Here is an 18491-nt window from a genome sequence, read left to right as displayed (position 1 = left end):
TGACAGGAGAAAAAAAGGAGAAATTCACCTGTTAAAATATCCCCAACATTCAACAGGTAAAATAACGGCAAAATTCACCTGCTGAAAAACAAAGAAAAATCAGCAGCTGATTCCCAACGAAAATCCACCTGATGAACAACAACCAATCCACCACCCCAAAAAAACCATACAAAAAAACCCCACCGGATAACCAGTGGGACCTTCCTTATTTCCTCGCCAACCTCATCGCCTTCTCACTATTCGCAAAATGCCATTTCGTCATCGATTTCAATTCCTCGATTCCTTTTCGTTTGATGATCTTCGCGGCCGCCACATCCACGTGTTTTCCGGCGCCTTTCGGTATTTCCACCCCGGCTTTCGCACTCAGCTTGTCCATTTCTTTTAAGAATGCGTAGCGGGCTATGATCGATGCAGCTGCCACTGCCAAATGGATGCTTTCTCCTTTTGTGCTGAAGTATACGCGTTCCCGCTGGATTTTCGTTTGGGCAGCGATATGTTTGAAATATGTATTCTTTTCGACGAACTGATCGATCAAGATGCCTTCTGGTTGTTCAGGTGCCATCTTTTCAAGCAGGTTCAGTATGGCTTTGTTATGGAGGAGTGCTTTCATTTTCCCCTGGGTCATTCCTTTTGCCTGCATCTCATTGTATTTCGGGTTGTGGAGAATGAGCAGTGAATAGGGAATGGTGGAAATCAGATCCTTTGCAATACTGATAATTTGAGTGTCGGATAAGTTTTTGGAATCCTTGACCCCGAGCTCTTTCATGAGTGGGATCTGCTCTTTCTTTACGTAAGCGCTCACCACGGTGATCGGGCCGAAGAAGTCTCCTGTCCCTACTTCGTCAGAACCGATGACGGACCAATTCGCGAAATTTTCAGGGAGGTTGGCAGTCCCTTGGGAGGGGGATTTCACCTTGGTTGGGGCGATGCTTCCCCACTGGCTTGCTTCTCCTTCACCGTTTGCTCCTTGAAACATCACTTTACCGGATTTATAGGCTGTGATCGTACATCCGGATGGCTTTGCTACAAAGACTGCCCCCGGCGGCAGTTTTTCGACTAATGCATGTTTGTAATGGCTTTTCATTTTCTCGATTGTATCTTTGGTTGTTTGTATGACGGTATTGGCCACGTTTCTCTCTCCTTATGACAAATATCTTGAATTTAATAAAAAATGTGAGCGTATATGACAAATTCCTTCCATAATCAAAAGACTTCATGGTATGATTATGTGTAGGATTCTTATGAATGGGGGGCTTTCAGGTTGTCTGAAGAACAAAAAAATCGCACCACGGTGGACATATATGGTCAACAATATACGATTGTTGGGACTGAATCAACAAGTCAAATCCGATACGTTTGTTCTAAAGTGGATGACAAAATGAGAGAAATCAACTCCATGAATCCATCTCTCGACACAAGCAGGCTTGCGGTTTTGACAGCTGTTAATGCCGTGAATGATTATCTCAAACTTCAGGAAAAGTTTGAAGAGCTTGAACGGGAAATTAAACGATTAAAGGATTGAAATAAGATGTTGGACTTAGCTTTGTTGGTCATCCTTGTGATAGGGTTTTTAATAGGTTTAAAACGTGGATTCATACTACAGGTGATCCACATTTTCGGATTTATCGTTTCTTTCATTGTAGCATACATATATTATGATCAGCTTGCACCGAAGTTAACTTTATGGATTCCTTATCCTGTTTTGGACGAGCAATCCACGTTGAATATGATTTTTGAATCGACCCATCTGGATCAGGCATATTACCGGGTAATCGCGTTTGCGATGATTTTCTTCGCAGTGCGCATCATTCTTCAAATCATTGGATCGATGCTTGACTTTGTTGCCCATCTCCCTCTTTTGAAGCAGCTGAATGTTCTTGGCGGCGGGATACTCGGTTTTGTAGAAGCCTATTTAATGATATTCATTCTTTTGTATATTGCGGTATTATTGCCGATCGAGTCGGTTCAGACATTCATCAATAACTCATTCATTGCACAAGCAATGGTGAAGCATACTCCTGTTTTCTCCGATATGGTGAAATCCTGGTGGATTGAATATGTAGCCTGATAAAGGGCTGACTATAAGTATGTAACTCAAATTCGTTAGGGAAGCCATTAACGATTTGTTCATCTTATAAGTCAGTCTTTTTTCTTTTTCTGCCAGTTTTGCTACTATATAATTGGAGATGTTATGGATTTTAGATGAACGTCGAGTGCTGAAGGTTAATTCTATGATTGTAGGTGAATCCCTTGAATAAAAAAGATATTATAAAATTATTAGAAAAAATTGCGATATATATGGAGTTGAAAGGCGAGAATTCATTTAAAACATCCGCCTACCGAAAAGCGGCAGCGGCCCTTGAGAATGATGACCGGAGCCTCCAGGAAATCAGTGACTTCACAAAGCTCGCCGGGATCGGCAAAGGGACGGCCTCCGTTATCGAAGAGTACATAAAGGAAGGAACATCTTCAGTGCTTGAAGAGTTGAAGGAAGAAGTTCCGACGGGGTTGATCCCTCTATTGCAATTGCCGGGTCTTGGAGGGAAGAAAATTGCGAAGCTATACAGTGAGCTTGGGGTCGAAAGTATAGAAGACCTGGAAGAAGCGTGTAAAGAGAGCAGAGTACAGGCACTTGCAGGTTTCGGGAAAAAGACAGAAGAAAAGATTCTTGCTTCCATTGAGCAGGTCGGGAAGAGACCGGACCGACTCCCAATCGGCTTTATGATGGGCATAGCGGAAGAAATAGAAGGCTTTCTTTCTGAAATCGACAGCATTGGAACGTATTCGAGAGCCGGAAGCTTACGAAGGATGAGAGAGACCATTAAAGATCTGGATTTCATCGTTTCGACAGAGCATCCCGAAAAGGTGAAGGAAGGGCTCTTGAAGTTGCCGAATATCGTTGAGACAATTGCTGCCGGGGACACGAAGGTGTCATTGACCCTTGCATACCATTGGGATGTAAGTATTGATTTTCGAATCGTGAAGCCTGAAGAGTTCGCGACGACTCTGCATCATTTCACGGGATCGAAGGATCATAACGTCCGTATGCGAAAGCTTGCCAAAGAACGCGGAGAGAAGATCAGTGAATATGGCGTGGAGAACAGTGAAACAGGTGAAGTGAAAACCTTCGATTCCGAAGAAGCATTTTATCATCACTTCGACCTTCCCCTGATCCCGCCCGAGCTCCGGGAAGATGGAAAAGAAGTGGAAGAGTTCAGCAAGGATTATCCGCTCCTTGACCTGACAGATATAAAAGGCGATCTTCACATGCACTCCACATGGTCCGACGGTGCCCATTCCATAGAAGAAATGGTGGAGGCGTGCCGTGCCAAGGGGTACCACTATATGGCCATCACAGACCATTCCCAGTATTTACGGGTGGCGAATGGCCTCACTCCCGAGCGGTTAGTGAAACAGATCGATGAAATAAAGGAACTGAATAAGAAGTATGATGATATAGAAGTCCTGTCAGGGATCGAGATGGATATCCTTCCTGACGGTACCCTCGACTATGAGGATGACCTTCTGGAAAGAGTGGATCTCGTCATTGCGTCCATTCATTCAAGCTTCTCCCAGCCCCGTGAAAAAATCATGGAGAGACTGAAGACCGCATTGAAAAGTGCCCATGTGGATATCATCGCCCATCCTACGGGAAGGATCATCGGCAGGCGGGAAGGGTATGACGTCGATATGGACCTTCTTATCCAATTGGCGAAAGAAACCGGTACGGCTCTTGAACTGAATGCAAATCCGAATCGTCTGGATCTTTCTGCTGAAAACATCCGGAAAGCACAGGAGCAGGGTGTGAAGCTCGTCATCAACACGGACGCACACAGTATCGATCACCTTGAGTTCATGGAGGTGGGTGTCGGTACGGCACGTAAAGGATGGATCAAGAAAGATACGGTCATCAATACATGGGATAAAAATGAGTTCATACAATACATTAAGCGAAACTGATAAAAGGTGGAATACATTCCGTGAATTCTAAAGTATTAAAAACGTTAGAGTTTGATAAAATCAAAGAATTATTAAAGCAATTTGCTGCATCTGCCCTTGGTCATGCAAGGGTTTCCTCCCTCATGCCGTCGATCGATTATGAAGAGATCACTGCTCTTCATGAAGAGACGGATGAAGCCATGACGATTCTCAGATTAAAAGGTCATGCCCCGCTTGGTGGGATTTTTGATATTCGGCCTCACGTGAAGCGTGCCCAAATCGGCGGTATGCTTTCTCCGTCTGAATTCGTCCAGGTGGCAAGTACGATCCGGTCAAGCCGGAAGCTGACCCTTTTTGTAGAAGAGCTCTTGGAGGAAGAGGTGGATATTCCCCTCTTACAAGGAAAGATGGGTACGGTCATCCCGCTTCCTCATTTAGAGCAGGATATACGTAAAGTGGTGGATGACAACGGTGAAATATTGGATACGGCGAGTGAAACGCTCCGTACGATCCGTACGCAGCTCCGTGCCAACGAAGGGAGGATACGGGAGAAGCTGGAGCGGATGATCCGTTCATCCAACGCTCAAAAGATGTTATCCGATGCGATCATCACCATCCGGAATGATCGATACGTCATCCCGGTCAAACAGGAGTACAGGGGTCAATATGGCGGGATCATCCATGACCAATCTTCTTCGGGACAGACGTTATTCATCGAGCCTGAAGCGATTGTACAGCTGAATAACCAGCTGCGTGAGCTCCGGTTGAAAGAGCAGACGGAAATCGAGAAGATCCTTCAGCAACTGTCTGAAAGTGTACAGGAATCGGGAGAAGAATTGCTCCTGATCGTCAACGTCCTGTCCGACGTGGATTTCATGTTTACGAAAGCAAAATTCGGACGATCGATCAAAGGGTCAAAGCCGACGATCAATAATGAACGCCGGGTGAAGCTGAATAAAGCACGTCATCCCCTCTTGCCCATCGATGAGGCAGTGGCGAATGATATCGAACTCGGGAATGAATTTTCTTCCATCGTCATCACCGGTCCGAATACCGGGGGTAAAACCGTCACATTAAAAACGCTGGGCTTAACAAGCTTGATGGCACAGGCTGGTCTTCCGATCCCGGCACTTGATGGTTCCGAAGTCGGTGTATTCCGAACGGTTTACGCTGACATAGGGGATGAGCAATCGATTGAACAAAGTTTGAGTACCTTTTCTTCCCATATGGTGAACATAGTCGACATCCTGAAAAAGGTCGATCATGAGAGTCTGGTGCTGTTCGATGAGCTTGGTGCCGGCACGGATCCTCAGGAAGGGGCGGCCTTGGCGATTTCCATCCTTGATGAAGTCCATGCTACTGGGGCTAGGGTCGTAGCGACCACTCATTATCCCGAGCTGAAGGCGTATGGGTATAATCGTGAAGGAGTCGTCAATGCAAGTGTGGAATTTAATGTAGAGACATTAAGTCCTACGTATAAGCTGTTGCTTGGGGTACCGGGAAGAAGTAATGCCTTCGATATTTCAAAACGTCTTGGCTTGTCAGATGGTGTCATTCAACGGGCGAAGTCACATATAGGTACCGATAGCAAAGAAGTCGAGAATATGATCGCTTCACTTGAAGACAGCAGACGCCAGGGCGAACGGGAGCTCGAGGAAGCCCATGAGCTGTTAAGACAGGCTGAAAAGATGCATAAAGATATGCAGAAGCAAATGATGGAGTATTACGAGAAGAAGGATACCCTTTACGAAAAGGCACAGCAAAAAGCCAGTGAGGTCGTTGAAAAAGCGAAGGCGGAAGCTGAGCAGGTCATCAAGGATCTCAGGAAAATGCAGCAGGAAAAGTCAGCCCAGATCAAAGAACATGAATTGATCCAGGCGAAAAAGCAGCTTGAAGATGCGACTCCTAAGCTGAAGACTGGCCAAAAGAAGAAAGTGACCGGATCCAAGCATGAATTGAAGGCTGGGGACGAAGTCAAAGTACTGAGCTTTGATCAAAAGGGTCATTTGGTCGAGCGGGTATCGGCGAAGGAATGGCAGGTTCAGATGGGCATCATGAAGATGAAAGTGAAGGAATCAGATCTTGAATTCATTCAATCTCAACAAAAGGTCGAAACGAAGCCTCTCGCTACGGTAAAAGGGAAAGACTTTCATGTCAGCCTCGAACTTGACTTGCGCGGAGAACGTTTTGAAAATGCATTATCCAGGGTTGAGAAGTACATTGATGACGCTCTGCTTGCAGGCTACCCACGAGTTTCCATCATCCACGGAAAAGGAACGGGAGCTTTAAGACAGGGAGTCCAGGAGTACTTAAAGAATCATCGGTCGGTCAAGAGCATCCGTTTCGGGGATGCAGGTGAAGGTGGAACCGGCGTAACGGTCGTTCAATTTAAATAACAAGGTAAAGGGAGCTTTACGATGGAGAACTTTTGGGAAAATGAATTTGTTCAGACGGCGGGGAATTACAGTGTGGTCATCCTTTGTCTGGTGTTGTTCTTAGCGATCTTTGAACTGGTGACGAAATATCGGAACTGGGAAGAAATCAAAAAAGGAAATATGGCCGTGGCCATGGCAACGGGAGGGAAAATATTCGGGATCGCGAATATTTTCCGGCATTCCATCAGTCACAACGATACCATCCTCACGACGATTGGATGGGGTGTGTTTGGCTTTTTACTCCTGTTGATCGGGTATTTCATTTATGAATTCCTGACCCCGAAATTCAGGATCGATGAGGAAATTGAAAATGATAACCGGGCGGTAGGCTTCATTTCATTGGTCATTTCAGTCGGATTATCCTATGTCATAGGAGCCGGTATATCGTAAGGAGAGGGAATATGGAAACATTGGCGAAAGTTCTGCTCACCCTGTGCGGCGGCTTTATAGTCGTCGGCATCATCTATATGCTGTTCTTTACTTGATTCAGAACACTCAGGGGGAAAACACAATCCCAAAATAATAATATTGTACAAACAGACTGTCATATGGTGGAATAGGCAGTCTTTTTTCTTTTGAAAAAAGTTCTGTAAGAGAGGTCAAGCTTCATGGATAGGAAGATAGTATGGTCAGCGATTTTTTCAAATTGTAACTGAAGTCCCCTTATATTATAATAATGAATAGAATAAATTTTCTAACTATTCAGAAGGAGGGATTACAATGAACCAACCATGGCTTGCTGAATACCCGGCGGAAATACCAAAGGAGCTCAACCTTGTTGAAAAACCTTTGCAGTCCTATTTGACCGATGCCGCTTCTCTGTATGGAGATAAAGCAGCGATTCATTTCATGGGCAGGGAGATAGGATACAACGAACTATACGAATCTGCCCTCAAGTTCGCCGGCTACCTTAAAACACTGGGGATCAACAAAGGCGATCGGGTGGCGATCATGCTTCCCAATACCCCTCAATCTGTCATTGCCTATTATGGCATCCTTTATGCAGGCGGAGTGGTGGTACAAACCAATCCATTATATATGGAAAGAGAAATCGAATATCAAATGAAGGACTCCGGAGCCAAGGTGATCCTCACATTGGACATTCTGTATCCAAGGGTATCAAAAGTAATGAAAAACACCGACCTTGAGCACATCATTGTAACCGCTATCAAAGATTATCTTCCTTTCCCTAAGAATCTCATTTACCCATTCATCCAGAAGAAACAATATGGTATCGTCGTGAAAGTGGATCATAGAGGTCAGAATCATTTATTCACGGAAATTATGAAAACAGGGGTGGCTGAGGCGATACCCCATGAAGAATTCGATTTTGAAAATGATCTGGCACTGCTTCAATATACAGGTGGTACGACAGGTTTCCCGAAAGGCGTCATGCTGACCCATAAGAATCTGGTGGCGAATGCCTCCATGTGCGATGCCTGGCTGTATAAGTGTACAAAAGGGGAAGAAAGAATGCTCGGGATCCTTCCATTCTTTCATGTGTATGGCATGACTGCCGTGCTGATTCTCTCCGTCATGCAGGGATATAAGATGATCCTGCTTCCTAAGTTTGATGCAGAAACAACATTGAAGACGATACAGAAACTGAAGCCTACCCTGTTTCCAGGAGCCCCTACGATCTATATCGGACTCTTGAATCACCCGGATTTAAAGAAATATGATTTATCATCCATCGATTCATGTCTCAGTGGAAGTGCGCCATTACCGGTTGAGGTACAGCAGCAATTCGAGGAAGTCACGGGCGGAAAGCTCGTCGAAGGATACGGATTGACCGAATCATCCCCGGTCACACATTCCAATTTCCTTTGGGATAAAGCGAGGATAAAGGGTAGCATCGGTGTTCCATGGCCGGGTACGGACAGTGCCGTGTTTTCAATGGAAACGGGTGAACCCCTGCCTCCAAATGAGATGGGTGAAATCGTCGTCAAGGGTCCACAAGTGATGAAAGGATACTGGAACCGGCCGGAGGAAACGGAACAAACGTTAAAGGACGGATGGTTGTTGACGGGAGATATAGGGTATATGGATGAAAAGGGCTACTTTTACGTAGTGGATCGTAAGAAAGACATGATCATTGCCGGAGGTTTTAATATCTATCCCCGGGAAATCGAAGAAGTCCTGTACGAACATCCTGCCATTCAGGAAGTTGTGGCAGCAGGGGTCCCAGATCCGTATAGAGGGGAAACCGTCAAGGCATACGTCGTCTTGAAAGAAGGCGAGTCCCTGACCGAAGAGGAACTGGATGAATACTCCCGTAAATACCTGGCCGCCTATAAAGTGCCGAGGATTTATGAATTCAGGAAGGAACTGCCTAAGACAGCTGTCGGGAAAATCCTCAGAAGGGCCCTCGTGGATGAGGAACGCCAAAAGATCGAGGATGAGCAGAAAACAAGTTAGATTATTCCCCCCTTTAGCTTTTTCTTTTTGATTGAAAGTGGGACAGGGATCCCTTCTTGACATTCAATGAGAAACCTTTTATTATTGAAATATGAATGAATGGTCATTCATATTTTGTTAAGGCAGGTCAGAACTTATGAAACGAAATAAACCAAAATACATGCAAATAATCGATGCTGCTGTAATTGTGATAGCAGAAAATGGGTACCATCAGGCACAGGTGTCAAAGATTGCCAAACAGGCAGGGGTGGCTGACGGAACCATCTATCTTTATTTTAAAAACAAAGAAGATATCCTGATTTCGTTGTTTAAAGAAAAAATGGTTCTCTTTGTCGAAAAAATTGAAGAAGTTATTGCAGGAAAACAGACAGTTTCAGAGAAATTATTAGTGATGATTGAAAATCATTGTAGGATACTGTCGGATGATCATCATCTCGCCATCGTCACACAATTGGAGCTTAGACAATCGAATAAAGATATCCGATTGAAAATCAATGATGTTTTAAAGGGCTATCTGGAGCTGGTCGATAAGATCCTGATCAGCGGGATCGAATCAGGCGAGTTCTCAGATGATCTGAATGTTCGCCTCGCCCGCCAAATGATCTTTGGTACATTGGATGAAATGGCGACGACATGGGTAATGAACGATCAAAAATACGACTTAGTCGAACAAGTGCCTGCCATTCATAAGTTATTGCTTCATGGATGCGGCGGCAGGAATTAAACTAGTTTAGGGGGATAAAAGATGGAAAGTTTATCATGGGTCTTAGAGGGACAGGTCGCAACGATCCTGATTCAAAGACCTCCCGCAAATGCACTCGCAAGTGGACTCATCAAGGAAATCGACGCGGTTCTTGATGAACTTGAAACAAATTCGGATGTCCGGGTGATCTTACTGAAAGGTGAGGGACGCTTCTTCTCGGCTGGTGCCGACATCAAAGAATTCACGACGATCGAAAGCGGTGAAGAATTCTCCAAGCTTGCGAAAAAAGGACAGGACGTCTTTGAACGGATGGAGAACTTCCCGAAACCGATCATTGCAGCCATTCATGGAGCCGCTTTAGGTGGTGGGCTGGAACTCGCGATGGGCTGTCATATCCGATTGGTGAGCGAAAATGCCAAACTTGGCTTACCTGAGCTTCAACTCGGGCTGGTTCCCGGATTTGCAGGATCCCAGCGCCTTCCGAAACTGGTCGGACGGGCGAAAGCGGCAGAAATGCTGTTGACGAGTGAGCCGATCAGCGGTACAGAAGCGGTTCAGTGGGGTCTGGCCAATAAGGCATATCCGGAGGACGAGCTTTTCGATAAGGCGAAAGAAATGGCCGATAAGATTGCGAAGAAGAGCCCGGGAGCGATGAAGGCTGCCATTGAGCTGTTAAGTTATACGAAAGATGATCGTTTCTATGAAGGTGTTATGAGAGAATCGGATCTTTTTGGTGAAGTATTTGTGTCCGCCGATGCCAAAGAAGGAATTTCGGCGTTCGTTGAAAAGAGAGAACCACACTTTAAAGGCTAGAATACATTCTAGTAATATAGTAAACTATTACTTGAGGGGCAGTGTTGAATATCAATGCTGCCCATTCAAAGGGGTTAAATTGTCGAAATCTTTTTAAGGGAAAGAATGTTTACATTATTAGGAGGGACTTACGAATGAACATCTATGTACTTTTGAAAAGAACGTTTGATACAGAGGAGAAAATTTCGATCCAAAACGGTCAAATTGCCGAAGACGGAGCTGAATTTATCATAAATCCTTACGATGAATATGCAGTCGAAGAAGCAATTCAAGTCCGTGATGCACATGGCGGCGAAGTGACAGTGGTAACTGTCGGCGGGGAAGAAAGCGAAAAGCAATTGAGAACGGCTTTAGCAATGGGTGCTGATAAAGCAGTCCTCATCAATACAGAGGACGATCTTGATCATGGAGATCAATTCACTACGGCAAAGATCCTTGCTCACTATTTAAAAGAGCAGGAAGTAGATTTGATCCTTGCAGGTAATGTAGCCATTGACGGCGGATCAGGACAAGTCGGGCCACGTGTGGCAGAACAGCTTGATATCCCTTATGTAACGACGATCACGAAATTGGAAATCGATGGTGAAACGGTAACGGTCACCCGTGACGTTGAAGGGGATTCAGAAGTCATTGAAACGTCTCTTCCACTGTTAGTGACAGCTCAACAAGGATTGAACGAACCTCGATACCCATCCCTTCCAGGAATCATGAAGGCAAAGAAGAAGCCTTTGGATGAAGTGGAATTGGACGATATCGATTTAGACGAAGATGATGTAGAAGCAAAGACCAAGACAATTGAAATCTACCTTCCACCGAAGAAGGAAGCCGGTAAAGTATTAGAAGGCGAATTGGACGCTCAAGTATCAGAGCTTGTTTCCCTTCTTCGCAATGAAGCGAAAGTTATATAAGCGAGAGTCACAGGAATAACTAACATTCAGGGGGTATTTTAACATGGCGAGAAAAGTATTAGTACTTGGAGAAGTTCGGGACGGATCATTACGTAATGTTTCCTTTGAAGCGATTGCGGCTGGTAAGACAGTATCGGAAGGCGGAGAAGTCGTCGGCGTTTTAATCGGCAAAAGTGTAAGCGCTTTAGGGAATGAAATGATCCAGTACGGTGCCGATAAAGTAGTGGTTGTAGAAGACGATAAATTGGAACAGTATACGTCGGATGGATATTCACAGGCGATCCTGTCAGTCATTGATGAAGAGAAGCCTGAAGGAATCATTTTCGGCCATACGGCACTTGGAAAAGACCTGTCTCCTAAAGTGGCAAGCAAACTCAGCACCGGATTGATCTCGGATGCAACGGATCTTGAGGAAGCAGGCGGTAACCTCGTCTTCACAAGACCGATCTACTCAGGAAAAGCATTTGAAAAGAAAATCGTGACTGACGGAGTGATCTTTGCGACGATCCGACCAAACAACATCGAGCCTTTGGCGAAGGATGAGTCACGTACAGGAGAGGTTACATCCCTTTCTGTCGATATTAAAGACTTGCGTGCCATCATTAAAGAAGTCGTTCGCAAAGCCAGCGAAGGGGTGGATCTTTCTGAAGCGAAAGTCATCATCGCCGGCGGACGCGGAGTGAAGAGTGAAGATGGATTCAATCCTCTTAAGGAACTTGCTGACGTGCTTGGCGGAGCTGTCGGAGCTTCCCGTGGAGCATGTGACGCTGACTACTGTGACTACTCATTACAAATCGGTCAAACAGGGAAAGTCGTAACGCCTGATCTGTATATTGCATGTGGTATTTCAGGAGCTATCCAGCATCTGGCAGGTATGTCCAACTCCAAGGTCATCGTTGCGATCAATAAAGATCCTGAAGCGAATATCTTTAACGTAGCGGATTATGGAATCGTTGGAGATCTTTTTGAAGTCGTGCCGATGCTGACGGAAGAATTCAAGAAATTAAAAGTATCTTCTTCTTGATCTGTTCATACGTTTACAGGAACGATTAAGGGGTATGAGAATAATATGAATACAAATAAGACGTAGCTGAATCACGGGCTGCGCCTTATTTTTTCTCCCCGGGTATATTCCCTATTCAAACGGGAATATTACCTACGAGCAGAAAGATAGCATCCATAAAAAAACGGTGATATACTTACGTTACATTCAAAGAATTTAGGAGGCGCATATATATGGCTATAACACATGCTACTGATCAATCATTCACAACTGATACAAACTCTGGACTGGTACTTGCAGATTTCTGGGCTCCTTGGTGTGGACCTTGTAAAATGATCGCTCCAGTATTAGAAGAGCTTGATAGCGAAATGGGCGACAAAGTGAAAATCGTCAAAGTAGACGTTGATGAAAACCAGGAAACAGCAGGTAAATACGGGGTTATGAGTATCCCGACTTTAGTTGTCCTTAAAGACGGCGAAGTCGTAGACAAAGTAATCGGTTTCCAACCTAAGGAAGCACTTGCTGAATTATTAAACAAACACGTATAAGTAATGTTGACGAAAACCGGGGCTGTCTTCAGCCCCGGTTTTTTGTTTTTTTGTCAACCTATTATAAACGTGCTGCACCCCCAATTTGCCGCAACAAACCCTCCAAAGTATTCCCATCACTAAATTTTCAAAAACTCGTTGACTATGAGAATCGTTCTCGATATAATTTAAATGGAATTGAAAATCATTATCATTTAAACAGTCGGAGGTTTATACATATGAGAAAAAGAGATTTGACGAAGATTTTTGCAGCATTCTTATTAACAGGTTCTGTTTTGGCGGGTTGTGGAACAGATGAGAAGAGTAGTGAAGACAAGACGTCTGCTTCAAATGATTCAAAACAGGTTGAAAAAGAAGATGAAGCTGAACAAGAGGAGATTGATTTCTCTGCCTCATTTGAAGAAGCAAAGGCTGAACTTTCAAAAGCGAAAGAAGACAAAGAAGTCGATTATGATAAAGTGACGTCCATTTATAAGGATGATTTACAAGAACTTGTGCAAAAACGTGATCAGGAATCGGAAGGTACAGTGGATGAACATATTTCCACAGCCCTTGAAGCAGGTAAGGATGGTTCCCTTGATCAAGTGGTGGTAGCGCAGATTTTTGATAAATTAATGCAAAAAGTATTCTATACATCGATGAAGCATGAATTTACGGAAGTAGCGGAAAATTGGGGAAATAAAGAAGAAGTGAATGAAGAAATAGAAGAAGCGAAAGAGTTCTATGCGATCCTGGAGCCGACTGTTCAAAAGCGTGACCAGGCTTATGATACGAAAATGATTGATGCGATCAATGGTGGATTCAGTGAAATGGAGAAGGCGGTTGAAGAGGACAAAGAGCTCGGCTTCCAATTGGGGAAACAAGTCGTCGATAAGACGCTCATGAAGACATTTTATCTTGCAGCAGGTGCCCTTCCGAACGGTTATGCTATGAAGGCCTCTGAAGAAGCGAAAGAAAATGCTGAAGCTGCAAAAGCAGAGCAGGCAGAAGGTTGGGCATTCTATCAATCTCTTGATAGTTATCTATCAGGGAATGCGCCGGAAGAAGCAGAAATGATCAACAAACAATTTGATCTCCAAACGGATGTGACCTCCATCGATCCTGAAGCAGTGAACCATGCATTTGTCCGCGGTTTCTCGAAAATCGCCATACACGAATATGAAGAAAGCGGAGAGAACTGGGGCGAAGATAAGGCGGCAATCACGGCCTTGGAAGGTGCACTGTTCATTGATCTTATCTCTTCAGATATAAAGAGTATTATGGGTGAAGAAGCTTATCAATCTCTATCGAGCAATGCTCAAAGCTACTTAGAAGCTGTTAAGTCACAGGATAAAGAGAAAGCAGAAACGCTAAGAACGGACATTCAAAATGTGTTGAATGATGTGGTGGCGAAAGCGAATAAATAGTTTTTTGGGTTGACCCTGTACATTGTGTAAAGTCCATCCTTCAAGTTCTGCTTGGGGGATGGTGCTTTTTTTGCACATTGGGGTCAACCCTTTTTCACATTCTCTCTTAGGTGAGGTACAATATAGAAATGATTAAATCGTAATGTACGAGGTGTAAGAAATTGAAGATTATTGTTACAGGCGGTGCCGGGTTCATCGGTTCCCATCTATCCAGAAAACTCATTGAAGAGAAACACGAGCTGTTGATCATAGACAGCTTTCATCCCTATTATTCACCTGAAAGAAAAAAGAGGCAATTGTCATTTGTACGGGAAATGGGATCATTCCGCTTCGTCCAAAAGGATTTACTAATAGATGAAGAAGATTTACAAGACGTGTTCCACGATTTCAAAGCCGATTGCGTCGTGCACTTGGCGGCGATCCCTGGCGTTTCCCATTCCTTGCTGGTGCCGAATGAATATGTGGATTACGACATTAAAGCGACGATCAACACGCTGCGGATGGCGGGGGAGAGCGGCATCAGGAAATTTATCTTTGCTTCTTCTTCATCCGTTTATGGAAACACAAATCATATTCCATCAAAAGAAGAGGACGCTACCGGTGCGGTGGTGTCTCCTTATGCCGCTGCAAAATACAGTGCCGAATCGTTCTGTAAAGCCTATGCGTCCATTTACGGAATGGACTTGACAATCCTTCGTTTCTTTACGGTTTATGGGCCTTGGGGCAGACCCGACATGGCCATTTATTCGTTTATCAAAAAGCTCATGAATGGTCAGGGAATCCCGATATATGGACTGGAAAATAAGAGGGATTATACTTACATAGATGATATCGTGGATGGTACATACAAGGCAATCAAAAGTGAAGAGTCAGGAACCTTTAATCTGGGGAATGGTTCACCCATTTCAATGGAGGGCCTGATAAGTGAACTGAGAACACACTTTCCAGCACTTGAACTCCGCGTCACGGATAGAAGAGTTGGGGATGTCACGTCAACCTATGCAGATAGTAGGAAAGCAAAAGAGATCCTGGGCTATTCTCCTTCGGTTTCCTTTGCGGAAGGAATCAACAGGACGGTTCAATGGATGAAAGAATATGAACAAAAGGATCTATAAGTTCGCAAAGAATGTTGTTAGATTAGTATTATTGGGTCTGTTTTTCATCTTGGTCACCTTCTATTTTGACAAAGAGTATATGATCAATGCCATCGAGCAGATGCTTGATCACCCTTTTATCCTATTCAGTGTTTTGGGAATCTATTTTTTATCCTTTTTGCTGAAAGGGATGGCGTGGAAAGTCTACCTGAATGAACATGTGCGGTTATCAAGCTGTTTAATCGGATTGTTCTACAGTTTGTTGTTTAATCATTTGTTTCCTTTGAAGGTGGGAGACGGGCTCAGGGTCATGGTGATGAATCAGCGTGAAAAGCAAATCAGTGTTGCACGTTCGTTTCATTCTGTATTCGTGTTGAGAGTGATGGACATTTTATTTCTCATGTTTCTGGCAGGAATCGGCCTGCTATACTTTCCTCTTCCACTAAAACTGCCAGGTTTATACTCGATTGGATTGGCCGGGTGTTCCGTGTTGATAGGGGTACTCCTCCTGTGGTACTTTGCTTCCGACTTTCTTTCTAGGCAACTCAGTATGCTGAAGCGTGCTTTATCAGGACGCAGGGGGCTCATGGTCATTACCCTTGTATTCATGAGCTGGATATTGGAAGGGGCCATTCTTTATGGAGTTTCCATCATCATGCTGGAGCCTCTTTCTATGGGAAAAGCCATTTGGATCAATAGTGTGACAATCATCGGCCAATTATTTCAATTTGCCCCTGGAGGACTGGGTACGTATGAATCCGTCATGAGCTATACATTGCTCTCTGCAGGTATCCCACTTGGAATTGGTCTTTCCATGGCGATATTGAGTCATGGGTTAAAGTTTATATTCTCCTTTATAGCAGGAGGAATCGTAATCGCTGTATCTCCGGTTTCCATCAAAAATGTGAAACAGTGGAGCAGGATGAAAGGATGAATGAAATTGAAAAGCGCATCAAAATTTGAAAAAACGGCGGCCAGATGCTGGAACCTGCTGAATGAAGGGAAACCATTCACCCCTATATTCGTAATAGGGACCATGACACTCTTTCATCTTCAAGGGTTGCTGCAAGGGGAATGGTTCCCGTTCCTCATAAGCTTGCTGTTTACACTCCCCCTATTTATATTGTATTTCTATTATGATTTTCCACTGTTCCTGAGAAACTATTTATGGATTCCGGTCATTGGGTATCTGTTATTCTTTGAATCCCCTAATTTAGCTCTGTGGGGCTTCGGGATTGGTCTTTATTTCTTTTTTACCGTCTTCTTCTGGGGAACATTTTATTATCATCTCCGGATCGGGACAGATTGGCTGAATTTCACCCGGTTTTGGAAACTGGTGTTGAAGAACAGTGACTCGACGAGCGGGAATGCTCAAGAGCAGCTTCCGAAATTCCTGTTGCTGTTGGCAGTATGGGATGGAATGATGACGAATCTGGCCACTGGAGAACTGCTTCCGGCCACTCATTATTTCGTATTCTGCGGTGCTGTATTCGCCTTGTCGTTCATTCTTCACCATTTTCTTTTTGACTGGAAGCCGAAGCAATATGACTCCTTTACAACCGGTGAAGCGGTTGATGAGGAGATGACGAATGAAAAAGTGGTTGTCATTGTGATCGACGGGATGAGAAAAGAACGCTTCTATGAAGCAAATACACCATATCTTGATGGATTGATGGAACAGGGGACCGAGTATTTGAATATGGAAACCGTGTATCCTGCAAGAACGGTTGTCTGCTTTTCTTCCATGTTCACAGGCACTTATCCGAAGGAACACGGCATGAAATCCAATATGGTCTGGAAGCTTGGAATCAAGGTAGAGAGCATCTTTGATTCTCTACGGAAAGTAGGGAAAAAAGGGAAGATGCTGGGGATTGCCCATCTGGTGGATTCCTTCGGAAAAGATGTTGAAACGGTCACTGCCGTGATGCATAAAGACAAAGCAGATCGAAATATTATCAATAAAGCAAAAAAAATTATGAAAGAGGAAGATCCTGATCTCTTTATCGTCCAATTAATCGGTACAGATCAAATCGGGCACAGCAGGGGAGTCCTTTATGACGAATACATCGAAAAGATTGAAGAGGCGGATCGTTTAATACAAGAATATGTGGAGTGGCTGGAAGCTGAAGGGAAAATGGAGAACACGACCCTCATGATATGTGCCGATCACGGACAGGCAGATGGAATCGGCGGACATGGTCATCTTGATGAAGGAGAACGATTCGTTCCTTTCTTTATGGTTGGTCCAGGGGTCAAACCTGGTGAAAAGATTCAGGAAAAGCACAGTCTCGTTTCTATGGCACCGACCATCGCCCATTTATTAGGGGCCCCTTTTCCAGGGAACAGCAGAGGACCTGTATTGAACGAGGCATTAAAGGAGAGTTGGAAGCAACATGAATAAACAGAAAGTCATTGTCTTCATGCCAGCCCATAATGAAGAAGAGTCAATCGGGGACGTCATCAGGCGTGTCCCGCGATCCTTCCACCACTCTGTTGAAGTGGAAGTGTTGGTCATTAATGACGGGTCAACGGATCGAACGGTTGAACTGGCACAGGAAGCAGGTGCCGATCACATCGTAACATTCGATCATAACCGCGGTTTGGGCGCAGCAGTAAGGGAAGGGTTGAAGGTTTCCGTTGAACTGGGTGCCCATATCGGTGTCATGATTGATGCAGACGGAGAGTATCCACCCGAACAGATACCTGATCTATTACAGCCGCTTTTCAAGGGAGAAGCGGACTACACCATGGGATCAAGGTTCCTTGGTACCATCAACGGGATGAAGCTCCACCGCCGCTTAGGAAATTACTGCTTCACAGCACTGCAATCGCTTTTGCTCAGAAAGTGGATTTATGATGGCCAGTCCGGGATGCGTGCGTTTTCTAAACAGGCGATGGAACATGCAGAAATCATCCATGATTACAATTATGCTCAAGTGCTGACCTTGAACCTTGTACGCAAGGGGTTCAGAGTGAAGGAAATCCCGATACTGTATCATGTACGGACAACGGGAAGCTCCTTCATAAAGTTCAAATCCTATATGTCTTCAGTTCTGCCTGCCATTTTGAAAGAGATGCAAATGCCTGTAAGGAAAGTTTATGTAGAAGAGCAGGCCCATTTCATCCCTTCTGAGGAAGGCACAAATCATTTCGCTAAATAAGGTAGGATAGCCTTTGTCTAAATCGTAAAAAATAAGTACTCTCCTTGTTTTGAGAGTACTTAT

At 44.4% G+C, this 18491-nt stretch carries 17 protein-coding genes; 16 read left to right on the top strand and 1 reads right to left on the bottom strand.

What is annotated here, in order from left to right; translation table 11 throughout:
- Positions 1–205: 205 nt before the first annotated feature.
- Positions 206–1129, bottom strand: a complete 924-nt coding sequence (rnhC, locus tag NQ095_RS21705) for a ribonuclease HIII (RefSeq protein WP_258265430.1) — start codon at positions 1127–1129, stop codon at positions 206–208.
- A 132-nt stretch (positions 1130–1261) separates the two neighbouring features.
- On the opposite strand from rnhC, the gene zapA reads away from it, so the two are divergent.
- The 16 genes from zapA to NQ095_RS21625 all read left to right on the top strand — a co-directional run bounded on the left by zapA (position 1262) and on the right by NQ095_RS21625 (position 18428).
- Positions 1262–1522, top strand: a complete 261-nt coding sequence (gene zapA / locus NQ095_RS21700; protein ID WP_034757046.1) for a cell division protein ZapA — start codon at positions 1262–1264, stop codon at positions 1520–1522.
- Positions 1523–1528: 6 nt separating this feature from the next.
- A complete protein-coding gene (locus tag NQ095_RS21695; protein WP_258265429.1) occupies positions 1529–2068 on the top strand; it encodes a CvpA family protein in 540 nt (179 codons plus the stop codon).
- 182 nt (positions 2069–2250) lie between these two features.
- The gene (gene polX / locus NQ095_RS21690; RefSeq protein ID WP_258265428.1) at positions 2251–3960 is read left to right on the top strand and encodes a DNA polymerase/3'-5' exonuclease PolX; all 1710 of its coding nucleotides are present in this window, start codon (positions 2251–2253) and stop codon (positions 3958–3960) included.
- Between the two features lie 20 nt (positions 3961–3980).
- A complete protein-coding gene (locus NQ095_RS21685; protein ID WP_258265427.1) occupies positions 3981–6335 on the top strand; it encodes an endonuclease MutS2 in 2355 nt (784 codons plus the stop codon).
- A gap of 21 nt (positions 6336–6356) precedes the next feature.
- Positions 6357–6764: a DUF350 domain-containing protein gene (locus NQ095_RS21680; RefSeq protein WP_258265426.1), complete on the top strand. Its 408-nt coding sequence runs from the start codon at positions 6357–6359 to the stop codon at positions 6762–6764.
- 330 nt (positions 6765–7094) lie between these two features.
- A complete protein-coding gene (locus NQ095_RS21675; protein WP_375162870.1) occupies positions 7095–8792 on the top strand; it encodes an AMP-binding protein in 1698 nt (565 codons plus the stop codon).
- Between the two features lie 136 nt (positions 8793–8928).
- Entirely contained in the window at positions 8929–9516 is a 588-nt protein-coding gene (locus NQ095_RS21670) for a fatty acid metabolism transcriptional regulator FadR (protein WP_258265425.1), read from the top strand.
- 21 nt (positions 9517–9537) lie between these two features.
- Entirely contained in the window at positions 9538–10308 is a 771-nt protein-coding gene (locus NQ095_RS21665) for an enoyl-CoA hydratase (protein WP_258265424.1), read from the top strand.
- Positions 10309–10442: 134 nt separating this feature from the next.
- A complete protein-coding gene (locus NQ095_RS21660) occupies positions 10443–11216 on the top strand; it encodes an electron transfer flavoprotein subunit beta/FixA family protein (protein ID WP_034757067.1) in 774 nt (257 codons plus the stop codon).
- A gap of 43 nt (positions 11217–11259) precedes the next feature.
- A complete protein-coding gene (locus NQ095_RS21655) occupies positions 11260–12240 on the top strand; it encodes an electron transfer flavoprotein subunit alpha/FixB family protein (protein WP_258265423.1) in 981 nt (326 codons plus the stop codon).
- A 212-nt stretch (positions 12241–12452) separates the two neighbouring features.
- A complete protein-coding gene (trxA, locus tag NQ095_RS21650; protein ID WP_034757073.1) occupies positions 12453–12767 on the top strand; it encodes a thioredoxin in 315 nt (104 codons plus the stop codon).
- 218 nt (positions 12768–12985) lie between these two features.
- The gene (locus tag NQ095_RS21645) at positions 12986–14173 is read left to right on the top strand and encodes a hypothetical protein (protein WP_258265422.1); all 1188 of its coding nucleotides are present in this window, start codon (positions 12986–12988) and stop codon (positions 14171–14173) included.
- Positions 14174–14334: 161 nt separating this feature from the next.
- A complete protein-coding gene (locus NQ095_RS21640) occupies positions 14335–15288 on the top strand; it encodes an NAD-dependent epimerase/dehydratase family protein (protein ID WP_258265421.1) in 954 nt (317 codons plus the stop codon).
- Positions 15269–16201: a lysylphosphatidylglycerol synthase transmembrane domain-containing protein gene (locus NQ095_RS21635; RefSeq protein WP_258265420.1), complete on the top strand. Its 933-nt coding sequence runs from the start codon at positions 15269–15271 to the stop codon at positions 16199–16201. Before NQ095_RS21640 ends, NQ095_RS21635 begins: the two co-directional genes overlap by 20 nt.
- A 6-nt stretch (positions 16202–16207) precedes the next feature.
- Complete coding sequence (locus NQ095_RS21630) at positions 16208–17668, top strand: alkaline phosphatase family protein (RefSeq protein ID WP_258265443.1); 1461 nt, start codon at positions 16208–16210, stop codon at positions 17666–17668.
- Positions 17661–18428, top strand: a complete 768-nt coding sequence (locus tag NQ095_RS21625; RefSeq protein WP_258265419.1) for a glycosyltransferase family 2 protein — start codon at positions 17661–17663, stop codon at positions 18426–18428. The genes NQ095_RS21630 and NQ095_RS21625 overlap by 8 nt, the downstream gene beginning before the upstream one ends.
- Positions 18429–18491 lie beyond the last annotated feature (63 nt).

Origin of the sequence: Rossellomorea sp. SC111, assembly GCF_024733565.1 — a bacterium.
Taxonomy (GTDB): domain Bacteria; phylum Bacillota; class Bacilli; order Bacillales; family Bacillaceae_B; genus Rossellomorea.
This window is presented reverse-complemented; position numbering and strand designations above follow the sequence as displayed.

Coding starts and splice junctions, on each gene's coding strand:
- trxA (WP_034757073.1), top strand. CDS start 12,453: ATGGCTATAACACATGCTACTGATCAATCATTCACAACTGATACAAAC.
- NQ095_RS21695 (WP_258265429.1), top strand. CDS start 1,529: ATGTTGGACTTAGCTTTGTTGGTCATCCTTGTGATAGGGTTTTTAATA.
- NQ095_RS21665 (WP_258265424.1), top strand. CDS start 9,538: ATGGAAAGTTTATCATGGGTCTTAGAGGGACAGGTCGCAACGATCCTG.
- NQ095_RS21655 (WP_258265423.1), top strand. CDS start 11,260: ATGGCGAGAAAAGTATTAGTACTTGGAGAAGTTCGGGACGGATCATTA.
- NQ095_RS21670 (WP_258265425.1), top strand. CDS start 8,929: ATGAAACGAAATAAACCAAAATACATGCAAATAATCGATGCTGCTGTA.
- NQ095_RS21660 (WP_034757067.1), top strand. CDS start 10,443: ATGAACATCTATGTACTTTTGAAAAGAACGTTTGATACAGAGGAGAAA.
- NQ095_RS21645 (WP_258265422.1), top strand. CDS start 12,986: ATGAGAAAAAGAGATTTGACGAAGATTTTTGCAGCATTCTTATTAACA.
- NQ095_RS21635 (WP_258265420.1), top strand. CDS start 15,269: ATGAACAAAAGGATCTATAAGTTCGCAAAGAATGTTGTTAGATTAGTA.
- NQ095_RS21625 (WP_258265419.1), top strand. CDS start 17,661: ATGAATAAACAGAAAGTCATTGTCTTCATGCCAGCCCATAATGAAGAA.
- NQ095_RS21675 (WP_375162870.1), top strand. CDS start 7,095: ATGAACCAACCATGGCTTGCTGAATACCCGGCGGAAATACCAAAGGAG.
- NQ095_RS21680 (WP_258265426.1), top strand. CDS start 6,357: ATGGAGAACTTTTGGGAAAATGAATTTGTTCAGACGGCGGGGAATTAC.